A 12,251-nucleotide genomic window follows, 5' to 3' on the forward strand; every position below is an offset into this window, starting at 1 on the left:
CCTTTTTCATTGAATCACTGACGACGAGACCCTATGGCCACTCCCAGCGCTAGCTCTTATAACGCCGACGCCATCGAAGTCCTCTCGGGCCTCGACCCGGTGCGTAAACGCCCCGGCATGTACACCGACACCAGTCGGCCGAACCACCTCGCCCAGGAAGTCATCGACAACAGTGTCGACGAAGCCCTGGCCGGCCACGCCAAATCGGTGCAGGTCATTCTGCACGCCGATCACTCGCTGGAAGTCAGCGACGACGGTCGCGGCATGCCGGTCGACATTCACCCGGAAGAGGGTGTGTCGGGGGTCGAGCTGATCCTCACCAAGCTGCATGCGGGCGGCAAGTTTTCCAACAAGAACTACCAGTTCTCCGGCGGTCTGCACGGGGTGGGTATTTCCGTGGTCAACGCCTTGTCGACCGAAGTCCGGGTACGGGTAAAACGTGACGGCAACGAATACCAGATGACCTTCGCCGATGGCTTCAAGGCCACCGAGCTGGAAATCGTCGGCACCGTCGGCAAGCGCAACACCGGGACCAGTGTGTACTTCGCGCCGGATCCGAAATACTTCGATTCACCGAAATTCTCCATCAGCCGCCTCAAGCACGTGCTCAAGGCCAAGGCTGTGCTGTGCCCGGGGCTGCTGGTCAGCTTCGAAGACAAAGGCACCGGCGAGAAAGTCGAGTGGCATTACGAAGACGGTCTGCGCTCCTATCTGGTGGACGCGGTCAGCGAATTCGAACGCCTGCCGGACGAGCCGTTCTGCGGCAGCCTCGCCGGTAACAAGGAAGCGGTCGATTGGGCGCTGCTGTGGCTGCCGGAAGGTGGCGACGCGGTGCAGGAAAGCTACGTCAACCTGATCCCGACGGCGCAGGGCGGTACCCACGTCAACGGTTTGCGTCAGGGCCTGCTCGATGCGATGCGCGAGTTCTGCGAATTCCGCAGCCTGCTGCCGCGCGGCGTGAAGCTGGCGCCGGAAGACGTCTGGGAGCGCATCGCTTTCGTGCTGTCGATGAAGATGCAGGAACCGCAATTCTCCGGCCAGACCAAAGAGCGTCTGTCGTCCCGTGAAGCGGCGGCGTTTGTCTCCGGCGTGGTCAAGGACGCGTTCAGTCTGTGGCTCAACGCCAACCCGGAAACCGGTCTGGCGCTGGCCGAACTGGCAATCAACAACGCCGGTCGCCGCCTCAAGGCGAGCAAAAAGGTCGAGCGTAAGCGCGTTACCCAAGGCCCTGCGCTGCCGGGCAAACTGGCTGACTGCGCGGGTCAGGACCCGATGCGTTCCGAGCTGTTCCTGGTCGAGGGTGACTCCGCCGGTGGTTCCGCCAAGCAAGCGCGGGACAAGGAATTCCAGGCGATCCTGCCGTTGCGCGGCAAGATCCTCAACACCTGGGAAGTCGACGGCAGCGAAGTGCTCGCCAGCCAGGAAGTGCACAACATCGCCGTAGCGATCGGGGTCGATCCGGGCGCGGCGGACATGAGCCAGCTGCGCTACGGCAAAATCTGCATCCTCGCCGACGCCGACTCCGACGGTCTGCACATCGCCACGCTGCTGTGCGCGTTGTTCGTCCAGCACTTCCGCCCGCTGGTGGATGCCGGTCACGTCTACGTGGCGATGCCGCCGCTGTACCGCATCGACCTCGGCAAAGAGATCTACTACGCCCTCGACGAAGCCGAGCGCGACGGGATTCTCGACCGTCTGGTGGCCGAGAAGAAACGCGGCAAACCGCAGGTCACCCGATTCAAAGGTCTCGGTGAAATGAACCCGCCGCAACTGCGTGAAACCACCATGGACCCGAACACCCGGCGTCTGGTGCAGTTGACGCTGGGCGACGATTTCGCCGAAACCTCGGAAATGATGGACATGCTGCTGGCGAAGAAACGCGCCGGTGACCGCAAGACCTGGCTCGAATCCAAGGGCAACCTCGCCGAGGTGCTGGCCTGATGCGGTTTGGCTGGGTATTGGCGAGTGCGTTGCTACTGAGTGCGATGACGGTGTCGGCGGAGCCTGCACCCGAGTTGAAGTTACTGTCCGAACATCCGGTTGACGGCATGCGCGGCGGCAACCTGTCGGGGCTGGCCATGTGTGGCAGCGAGTTGTGGGCGGTGTCGGACCGTGATGACGATCAGATCTACCGGCTCAATACCGCCGATCAGGTCTGGCAGGCCGAAGCCTTGCACATCGACGTGCCGCCAGTGCCGGAGACCGGTTTGCCGTGGGGGTTGCGCTCGCGCAATTGGGCCGCGTCGTTCGTGCGCGGTGGCGACCTGGATTTCGAAGGCATCAGTTGCGACAGCACTGGCAATCGCTACATCGTCAGCGAGGGGCACGCGGCGGTCCTGCAAGTGCCCGTCAGCGGCCCGGTCAACTGGCTGAAGATTTCGCCGATGATGGTTCGCGAAGCGCGGGCCAGTGGCATGCTCCTGCATTTCAATGCGATCTTCGAAGGTCTGGCGATCAACCCGGCGGGCGATCAGATGTGGCTGGCCGGCGAACGGCAAAACCGCGGCTTGCTGCTGATCAAGCGTCAGCAGACAGTGTGGGATTGCGACGGTCGTTGCGTGCTGCTCAGCGAGGGCGGCAAGGAGATGCAGCCGCCGCAGTTCCCGCACGCCAAAGCGGTCGACCGCGACTTTTCCGACCTTTCGTTGTTCAACGGCAAATTGTTTACCCTTGAACGCAACGCCTTCCAGATTTGTCGGCGCGATGCGCAGACTGCCAAGGTCGAGCGCTGCTGGTCGTACGCCGCTGAACTGTTGCAGGCCAACCGCCGTTACTCGCAGAACTTCGGGTTGGAAGAGGCATTGATCGTTGACGCTGATGGTGCGTGGGTCGGCGTCGACAATAATTTCGGCCCGCGGGCCGACGGTGAGGTTCGGCCGATCGTCTGGCGTTTCGCCGCGCCTGAAGGTGGCTGGAGCGCCAAGCCGTGAGTCAGCAACCGCCGGGCAAGCGCGCCGGTCGGGTGTTGATGATTCTGGCCTGGTGCGCGGGGCTGTTTCTGGCCACGCGGTTTTTCGGCCAGTGGGAAGAACGTCAGCAGAATCCGAACGTCGTGGTCACGTCCGAGCAGCATGATGGGGTGATCGAAGTGCAACTGGCCGGCAACGCCCAAGGGCATTTTGTCGCCAGCGGCCAGATCAACGGGGAACCGGTGGAGTTCATGCTCGACACCGGCGCCACCGATGTGGCGATCCCGGCGGATCTGGCCAAACGCTTGAAACTGGAAGAAGGTTTCGGTGTGACCCTGAGCACGGCCAACGGCCTGAGCCAGGGCTATCGTACAAAAATCGACCGCCTGCAACTGGGCGACATCGTGCTGCGGGATGTCCGCGCACTGGTCGCGCCGGGGCTGCATGGCGATCAGGTGCTGCTCGGCATGAGCGCCCTGAACAAACTTGAATTTACCCAGCGCGGTGGCACCATGCTGCTGCGCCAGACAACGAACCGATGAGGCCCGCATGAGCGACTCCCTTGATCTCAGCCTGGACGGTGTAGAACGCCGCTCGCTGGCTGACTTCACCGAAAATGCCTACCTCAACTACTCCATGTACGTGATCATGGACCGTGCTCTGCCGCATATCGGCGACGGCCTGAAACCGGTACAGCGGCGTATCGTTTATGCCATGAGCGAACTGGGGCTGGACGCCGATTCCAAGCACAAGAAATCGGCGCGTACCGTCGGTGACGTGCTCGGCAAGTTCCACCCGCACGGCGATTCGGCGTGCTACGAAGCGATGGTGCTGATGGCTCAGCCGTTCAGCTATCGCTACACGCTGGTCGACGGCCAGGGCAACTGGGGTGCGCCGGACGATCCGAAGTCCTTCGCGGCCATGCGTTACACCGAAGCCCGTCTGTCGCGTTATTCCGAAGTGCTGCTCAGCGAACTGGGCCAGGGCACCGCTGACTGGGGGCCGAACTTCGACGGCACCCTGCAGGAACCGCTGGTGTTGCCAGCACGTTTGCCGAACATCCTGCTCAACGGTACCACCGGCATCGCTGTCGGTATGGCCACCGATGTACCGCCGCACAACCTGCGCGAAGTCGCCACTGCTTGCGTGCGTCTGCTCGATGAGCCGAAGGCCACGGTCGAACAGCTCTGCGAGCACATTCAAGGCCCGGACTATCCGACCGAAGCGGAAATCATCACCCCGCGCGCCGACCTGCTGAAAATGTACGAAACCGGCAAGGGCTCGGTGCGCATGCGCGCCGTGTACCACGTCGAGGACGGCGACATCATCGTCACCGCGCTGCCGCACCAGGTCTCCGGGGCCAAAGTGCTGGAGCAGATCGCCGCGCTGATGCAGGCCAAACCGTCGAAAGCGCCGCAGATCGCCGACCTGCGTGACGAATCCGACCACGAAAACCCGTGCCGTATCGTGATCATTCCGGTCAACAGCCGCGTCGATCACGAAGCACTGATGCAGCACCTGTTCGCCAGCACCGAGCTGGAGTCGACCTACCGGGTCAACGTCAACATCATCGGTCTGGACGGCAAACCGCAGCTGAAAAACCTGCGTGCGTTGCTGGTCGAATGGCTGGAGTTCCGCGTGCTGACTGTGCGTCGCCGCCTGCAATTCCGCCTCGACAAGGTCGAACGTCGTCTGCACCTGTTGGACGGTTTGTTGATCGCCTACCTCAACCTGGATGAAGTGATCCACATCATCCGCACCGAGGAACACCCGAAAGCCAAGCTGATCGAGCGTTTCGCCCTCAGCGAGATTCAGGCTGACTACATCCTCGACACCCGTCTGCGGCAGTTGGCGCGACTGGAAGAGATGAAACTGCGCGACGAGCAGGACGAACTGCTCAAGGAACAGGCCAAGCTGCAAGCCCTGCTGGGCAGCGAAGCCAAGCTGAAGAAGCTGGTGCGCACCGAGCTGCTGAAAGACGCGGAAACTTACGGCGATGACCGTCGTTCGCCAATCGTCGAGCGCGCTGAAGCCAAAGCGCTGACCGAGCACGATCTGCTGCCGAACGAGAAAGTCACCGTTGTCCTGTCGGAAAAAGGCTGGATTCGCTCGGCCAAGGGGCATGACATCGACGCCACCGGTCTGTCGTACAAGGCTGGCGACGGCTTCAAGACCTCGGCGGCGGGACGTTCCAACCAGTTTGCGGTGTTTATCGACTCCACCGGCCGCAGTTACTCGGTGGCCGCACACACCTTGCCATCGGCCCGGGGCCAGGGCGAGCCGTTGACCGGCCGCCTGACCCCGCCACCGGGCGCGACCTTCGAATGCGTGCTGATGCCGGAAGACGATGCGCTGTACGTGATCGCCTCCGACGCCGGTTACGGTTTCGTGGTCAAAGGCGAAGACCTGCAAGCCAAGAACAAGGCTGGTAAAGCTTTGTTGAGCCTGCCGAACAACGCCAAAGTCATCGCGCCGCGTCCGGTCGCCGATCGTGAACAGAACTGGCTGGCCTCGGTCACGACCGAAGGGCGTCTGCTGATTTTCAAAATCAGCGATCTGCCACAGCTGGGCAAGGGCAAAGGTAACAAGATCATCGGGATTTCCGGTGAGCGCGTGGCCAGTCGCGAAGAATATGTCACGGACATCGCCGTGCTTCCGGAAGGCGCCACCTTGGTGCTGCAGGCCGGCAAGCGGACTCTGTCGCTGAAGGCCGACGACCTCGAACACTACAAGGGTGAACGCGGACGTCGTGGCAATAAGCTGCCACGTGGCTTCCAGCGAGTAGATGCGCTGCTCGTCGAAAACCTCAATTAGGCGAGAACGCCCTCCTAGAGAGCTCGATCTGCGATTTAACGCGTAGATCGACGCTTTGGCGCTGGAGTCGGAACGCATATTCACGGATGATATGGCCTTTCCAAACGCCGGCGTGGCCGAGCGTTCTTCATATTTATTGAGTATTTTCACTGTGGTCAGCCTTGTGGCGGCCACCTGGACGGGATGATGACTGCTCTGCGCCCCCTTATTTTCCTGCTCGCTGGCGTTTTGGGCCTGGCGGGCTGCAGCGTTCACCAGCCGGTGTCGCTGTATCAACTGGACAGTGGAAGTCCGGTTCAGCCTGCGCAAAGCGCAGGCATGGCGGTTTTGTTGGGTCCGGTAGTCGTGGCCGACTACCTGCAACGTGAAACCCTGCTGCAACGTCAACCGGACGGCAGCCTGCAAGCCTCGACCGACGGTCGCTGGGCCGGCAGCCTTTCGTCGGATATCGATCAATTGCTGATGCGTCAGGTGGCCGGTCATCTCGACAGCCAGCGTGTGGTGCTGGCACCGGCCACGTTGGGCTTTACCCCGGATGTGCAGGTATTGCTGACCATCACGCGTCTGGACTCCGGTGAGAAACAACCGGCGATCCTCGATGCGCAATGGCGTCTGATCGACCGTCGTGGTCAGGTGCGCGATAACCGCATCGTTCATCTGCAAGAGCTGCACGCCGGGACTACGGCTTCGCAGGTTCAGGCGCAGGGCATACTGCTGCAGCGTCTGGCCGAGCAGTTGTCGGTGGCGCTCAAGCCATTGGCCAACCAGCCACCAGTGGCCGAAGCTCCGCGTAAAGCGGCGCCAAAACCGGCAGCGCCGGCGGCGGATGCCGATAAGCAACCGAAGATTCCGATGGCTTCGCCGATTCGCACCGATATGGAAGTGTTCCGCTTCTAAGGCTGGATCGAGTCAAACCCAAAGCCCGCCTTGTGCGGGCTTTGTCGTGTCTGGGGCTGGGGATCCTTGTCGCCAGCGCTGGCGCCTTCGCGAGCAAGCCCGCTCCCACAGGTCTTGAAGGTGTTCACAAGGTCTGTGGCAGCAACCGTCCACTGTGGGAGCGAGCTTGCTCGCGAAAGGGCCGGTACAGGCAACAAAAAAGCCCGCAGACAATCACTCGTCTGCGGGCTTCTGTGCATCTGGCCTAAGGCTTACGCCCGGCGCTCATGCATCCGCGCCAGCTGCCGCTCCAGCATCGACGGATAAGGCTCCATCAACCGCTCGACACAGCAGGCCCCCTCAGGGCTGGCGATCGGGCGGATCCGCGCACGCTGGCGAATCAGCGCATCATCACCGATCTTGCGCTCGACCAGCAGCAGATTGCGGCTGTGTTGCGACAGGGCCAGGGCATCCTGAGCCGAATCGGTCAGCAGCAGGTCGATCTGGCTCAGACCGAACAGGTCATCGCCCAGGGTCAGGCCCAGTTGCAATTGCAGGGTGATGCCGCTGTCGGCGACTTCGATCTGCAACTGATGGCCCAGCGCCCGCAGTAACTCGCCGCAGCAGATGGCGTTGGTCAGGTAGTCGTCACCGCTGTCTTCGGTGTGGAACAGCATCAGTGTGCTGCCATCGTTCAGGGTTTCGATTTCGCCCTGATACAGCGAAGCGGCCTGGTCGAGGCAGTCGCGATAGCGCTCCAGCAACTCTTCCAGACGGGCACGCGGCAGGCGCCGCAATTGCTCTTGCGAACCCAACTGGATCGCCAGCACCGCGCTGTGTTGCGGCACGCTCGGGGTTGCCTGACGCGGGGCCGCTGGAGCGGCTTCGGTCAGCGACTCGTCGCGCAGATCGGCAAACGGGTCTTCGTCGTCATCATCGTCTTCAACGGTGCTGACCACGTGGCGCGGCGCAGGCTTTTGCGCGGCCATCGGGCGGGTTTCGTCAAAGCTCGGGTCACGCAGATTGCGTACCTCAAACTCTGGCTCATCCTCCTCCTCGAACTCGGGTTCCGGCTCGGGCTCTGGTTTTGGTGCAGGCTCCGGAGCGAAGTTGGCGTGCAGTTGACGCGCCAAGTCGCCGATCTCGTCCTGACGGTCGGTGGCCGGGGTGTATTCGTCGATGTTGCGCAGCCAGACGCGCAGTTGCAGCAACGGCGTCGACAGGTAGCGACCCATGCGCAGGCTCAGGGCCAGCGACAGGGCCAGCAGAATCGCGCTGAGAATACCCATGCTTTGCAGGCTGATGGTCATCGGCTGCTGGAACTGATCCATGTCCAGGCTGATGCGCAGTTGCCCGGCGGTCACGTCCTGGAAGGTGATCTTGCTCTCGTACATGCCCTCGGCTTCGCCCAGCAGGCTGTGCTTGGGGCGCTGACCGGATTCGGCGAGGATGCGGTTGTCCACGCTATAGATAGCGGCGTGTGCAACCAGCTTGTTCTTGGTCAGGTTGTTGAGCAGCACGTTGAGGCTGAGGATGTCGTTGGACACCAACAGTTCAGTGGCAGAGGTGGCGGTCTGCGTGGTCAGGCTTTCGCCCAGCGCATCGGCCTGCTCGTGCATGGCCTGCTTGAACTGCAAGCCCATCACCCCGGCATAGATCACCAGGGCCAGAGCGACCAGGATCACGTTATGGCTGGCAATGCGCAATGCAATCGGCACACGGCGGTGGCGCAGTGCACGGAAGATCAGCAGGAAGAAGTTATCGGTTTTAACTGGCGTGGGCCGGTTCACTGAGCTCGGCTCTTTTGTCCGTGAAGTTGACGCGCAGTATAGCGACAGGCCCTAGACCGGCAAAGCGCTCGCGGTGCCCGATGGTCACTGAAAGTGGGTAGAATGCGGTTTTTTTCCAGTTGCGGGGGTGCGCGTTGCGCGAAATCGTCCTGATTAACATCACGGGAGTCGACCGTCCGGGTCTGACTGCGGCCATTACCGGCGTTCTGGCCCAGGGTGGTGTGAACATTCTCGACATCGGTCAGGCGGTGATCCACGACACCCTGTCGTTCGGCATCCTGGTTGAAATTCCCGACTCCGAGCAAGGCAAAGCCGTGCTCAAGGACATTCTGTTCAAGGGCTACGAGCTTGAGCAGCAGGTGCGCTTCACCCCGGTGTCCGAAGAGGATTACCAGCAGTGGGTGGGCAATCAGGGCAAAAAACGCCACATCGTCACCCTGTTGACCCGCAAAGTGACCGCCGGTCAGTTGCAGGCTGTCAGTTCGATCACTGCCAAATATGGTCTGAATATCGATCATATCGACCGTTTGTCGGGTCGCATGCCACTTGACACGCCAGCCGACAAGGGCAAGGGCTGCATCGAGTTCTCCGTGCGTGGCGAAGCGGCTGATCCGCAGGCCCTGCGTGCCGAATTTCTCAGCGTTGCTCAGGAACTGAATGTCGACATCGCCTTCCAGGAAGATTCGCTGTTCCGTCGCAACCGGCGTCTGGCGGTGTTCGACATGGACTCGACCCTGATCGAAGCCGAGGTCATCGACGAACTGGCCAAGGCCGCCGGTGTCGGCGAGCAAGTCTCGGCCATCACCGAGCGCGCGATGGCTGGCGAACTGGATTTCCGCGCCAGCTTCAAGGAGCGCCTGGCGCTGCTCAAGGGCCTGGATGTCAGCGTGCTGGACTCGATCGGCGCTTCGCTGCGCCTGACCGAAGGCGCGGAAACCCTGTTCGCCGAACTCAAGCGCCTGGGCTACAAGACCGCGATCCTGTCCGGCGGCTTCACTTACTTCGCCAAGCAGTTGCAGGCCAGACTCGGCATCGATTACGTATTCGCCAATGAACTGGAAGTGGTCGACGGCAAGTGCACCGGCGTGGCCATCGAGCCGATTGTCGATGCGCAGCGTAAAGCAGATCTGCTGAAGGAACTGGCGCACAAGGAAGGCTTGTGTCTGGAGCAGACCATCGCTGTCGGCGATGGCGCGAATGACCTGCCAATGCTGGCGATTGCCGGCCTGGGTGTAGCGTTCCGCGCCAAGCCGCTGGTCAAGCAGTCGGCCAAGCAGGCGATTTCCACCCTTGGGCTGGATGGCGTGCTGTATCTGCTGGGCTTTCGCGATCGCGACGGGCAGCTCTGAAATCTCTGTTGTCTGAGCTGGCCACTTCGCGAGCAAGCCCGCTCCCACATTGGAACTCGGTCTCCTGTGGGAGCGGGCTTGCTCGCGAAGGGCTCAACTCGATCTAAAGCGATTTCCACAACGAGTCGAAATTCTCCTCGCCCCCGCCATTCTGCGCGGCTTCCAGCGAGCGATAGGCAAATTGATTGAAACTGTGCGTACTCGCCACCCGTCGATCCAGTCCGGCGCGGTGTTCTTCGCCGTGGGTGTTGATCAGCACTTTATTGCCTTCCTGAAACGGCAGGCGCGGGGCGAGCAAGGTCGCGGGCAAGTCGATGGCGCTGATCTCGGGCAGCAACAGGCCGCGCAAATAGTGGCTGTGATCGTCTCGCGAACGCACCAGTTGCAAGCCACAGGGTTCGGCGTGTGGCGCCACCAGCTCGATGCCCATTTGCGGCCCGCTGCCGCGTACCTGACGAATCCAGCGGATCACCGCAATGCTCCAGCCCTGATTCGAGGTGTCCTGAATACCGACCATTTCCCCGGCCTGCAACTCGGCGGGCACGTCACTCGGCCACATCAGGCAATAGCCGCCGGGACTGTGGTTGATCACCGCTAACGTGTAGGTCGGGTAGTGTGGAGTGCTGCTGGCGTTGCTTTCATCGTCGCCCAAGTGCTCGTACTGGATTTCCTCGTACGGCAGCAATTCCTCAGCCGCGCTCAGCGGCGCGGCGTCGAAGGCCTGGCTCCAGCTGTCCTTTTCGCCCTGAACCACGGCGCGGCTGAAGTTCGCCGCGCGGGCGCCGGGATGTTTCAGCAGTTCGCTGAAAGTGCGCTCGCCGCCCAGATAAAAGTGCAGGGCGCTCATGCCCACGCACACGCTCAGGCTGCCCTGACCGATGGTGCGCTGAAAGCTGCGCTCGGCGGTATGTCCCCAACTCGCGTGCAAATGCTGCAGGGTATCGAGGCTTAGTCCTGCCGGGACGGGCAGCGGCGTAGACGTCTCTTGCTGCAGTAAATGCGCTTCGATCACGTTCACCAGCGGTTGCGGATCGAAGCCCTGCAGTGCGCCCTGTTGTTCTTTGCGAAACATGCTGCGGTAACGCGGACCGGCGTCCAGTTCGCCGCTGATGGCGAACAGTCCATCGTCCGGTCTGCCGGGATGCAGCTTGAGCAGGGCGCTCCACGGTTCCAGCACTTCGCCCAGTCGGGCGATCTGGTTCTGACGCAATTGATTGCAACGGGCGCTGCCCAGCAGCAACGCGGCGATATAGGTCTGTTCCAGGCTCAGTTCGCTGCTCAGGCTCGCCAGATCGTCGGGCACCCGGCGCTGATGCAACTGCAATGCGCAGGCGCAGCGATACAACTGATGCAGCTCGATCCACAGATGCTCCGGCGGCGGGCTATACAGCTGCGTCGCGCGCAGCAGTTGCCCCTTGAGTGCATGCGCTGCCCGTTGCAGCGCCTGACTGACCAGCGCCGCACGATCCTTGGTGTACTTGGGCGCAATGCGCAGAACGATCTGCTTGTAGCCGATGGCCAGCTGACTTTGCAGCGCCTGGCACAGATTGCTGATCTTGCGCGAACGGTCATCGAGCATGATCGCCTGAAGCAGGAAGTGCCGCTCCAGATGCTGACAAACGAAATACACCTCGGGGCGCAGCAGCTCCAGGAGGTGCAGGCGATTGTCGCTTGGGGTAAGCAATTGGTTGAGTTCGCCTAGGCCCTGGTACAACTGGCGAGCGGTTTCGCCGATGTTGGCCTTGGGCAGGCCGGCGATCCAGCGCTTGAGGTCGCGCGGGGTGGCTTCGCAGAACGACAGGCGCGTTTGCGTCGGGATCGGCGCGCGCAGGGAGGGTTGGGGGCGTGACTCACTCATGCCGTGACTGGCTCCAGCGGCGAAATAGGCAACTCCGAGAACTCTAGCAGCTGTGATCCGTTTCGCCGGATGGCGGCAGGCTTTTTGACCGCTGGTCTGCTGGCCGGATGCCATTCGACAAGCCCTACTAGGCTCTCAGACGTGCGATCGGAAACGCACGGTTGCACGGCCTGCCGTCAACCTCGGGCAGGTCTCCCGAAACTTCAAGGAGATGAGGTTCATGTCTAAATATGCAGTGGCAAATCAATGGGGCGGCAGTTCGGCACCGTGGCATCCGGGTGGAACCTGGGTGTTGGGCGGGCGGGACAACCAGAAAGTCGTCGCCATCGAGATCAAGTCGAGCGATGGCGGCAAAAGCTTCACCGGCACCATGACTTACGCCGGCGAAGGCCCGATTGGCTTCAAGGCGCAGCGCACCGGTCAGAATCAATACAACGTCGAGAACCAGTGGGGTGGCAATGATGCCCCATGGCATCCGGGCGGCAAGTGGGTGATCGGTGGTCGGGACAATCAGGACGTGGTCGCGTTGAGCGTCACTTCCAGCGATGGAGGGAAAAACCTCAGTGGCACCAATACCTACGCCAACGAAGGGCCGATCGGCTTCCGTGGGCAGATAGAGTAACGGCGCCTCCCAGGTCGTGTCCGCCCCTTCACA

General features: G+C 61.9%; 9 protein-coding genes. 7 read left to right on the plus strand and 2 right to left on the minus strand.

Annotated features, from left to right (window positions below):
* Positions 1–33: 33 nt before the first annotated feature.
* The 5 genes from parE (at position 34) to M0814_RS14565 (ending at position 6,620) form a co-directional block, all read left to right on the plus strand.
* Entirely contained in the window at positions 34–1,941 is a 1,908-nt protein-coding gene (parE, locus tag M0814_RS14545; protein ID WP_003221068.1) for a DNA topoisomerase IV subunit B, read from the plus strand.
* Positions 1,941–2,930: an esterase-like activity of phytase family protein gene (locus M0814_RS14550; RefSeq protein ID WP_103485527.1), complete on the plus strand. Its 990-nt coding sequence runs from the start codon at positions 1,941–1,943 to the stop codon at positions 2,928–2,930. Before parE ends, M0814_RS14550 begins: the two co-directional genes overlap by 1 nt.
* A complete protein-coding gene (locus tag M0814_RS14555) occupies positions 2,927–3,451 on the plus strand; it encodes a TIGR02281 family clan AA aspartic protease (protein WP_103485526.1) in 525 nt (174 codons plus the stop codon). The genes M0814_RS14550 and M0814_RS14555 overlap by 4 nt, the downstream gene beginning before the upstream one ends.
* Before the next feature lie 7 nt (positions 3,452–3,458).
* On the plus strand, positions 3,459–5,723 hold the full coding sequence (gene parC / locus M0814_RS14560) for a DNA topoisomerase IV subunit A (RefSeq protein ID WP_003221074.1): 2,265 nt from the start codon (positions 3,459–3,461) through the stop codon (positions 5,721–5,723).
* Between the two features lie 186 nt (positions 5,724–5,909).
* Complete coding sequence (locus M0814_RS14565; protein WP_003221076.1) at positions 5,910–6,620, plus strand: ABC-type transport auxiliary lipoprotein family protein; 711 nt, start codon at positions 5,910–5,912, stop codon at positions 6,618–6,620.
* 251 nt (positions 6,621–6,871) lie between these two features.
* Here M0814_RS14565 and M0814_RS14570 read toward each other — a convergent pair whose 3' ends face one another.
* Complete coding sequence (locus M0814_RS14570; protein ID WP_003221078.1) at positions 6,872–8,389, minus strand: AhpA/YtjB family protein; 1,518 nt, start codon at positions 8,387–8,389, stop codon at positions 6,872–6,874.
* A 134-nt stretch (positions 8,390–8,523) separates the two neighbouring features.
* Between M0814_RS14570 and serB the strand changes: the two genes are divergently transcribed.
* The gene (gene serB, locus M0814_RS14575; protein ID WP_103485524.1) at positions 8,524–9,738 is read left to right on the plus strand and encodes a phosphoserine phosphatase SerB; all 1,215 of its coding nucleotides are present in this window, start codon (positions 8,524–8,526) and stop codon (positions 9,736–9,738) included.
* A gap of 103 nt (positions 9,739–9,841) precedes the next feature.
* Here serB and M0814_RS14580 read toward each other — a convergent pair whose 3' ends face one another.
* Entirely contained in the window at positions 9,842–11,596 is a 1,755-nt protein-coding gene (locus tag M0814_RS14580) for a molecular chaperone (protein ID WP_103485523.1), read from the minus strand.
* A 220-nt stretch (positions 11,597–11,816) separates the two neighbouring features.
* On the opposite strand from M0814_RS14580, the gene M0814_RS14585 reads away from it, so the two are divergent.
* On the plus strand, positions 11,817–12,218 hold the full coding sequence (locus tag M0814_RS14585) for a lectin OAA (protein WP_103485522.1): 402 nt from the start codon (positions 11,817–11,819) through the stop codon (positions 12,216–12,218).
* Positions 12,219–12,251: the final 33 nt, after the last annotated feature.

The sequence above is a fragment of the Pseudomonas sp. MWU12-2020 genome, assembly GCF_023100605.1.
Classification (GTDB): domain Bacteria; phylum Pseudomonadota; class Gammaproteobacteria; order Pseudomonadales; family Pseudomonadaceae; genus Aquipseudomonas; species Aquipseudomonas fluorescens_H.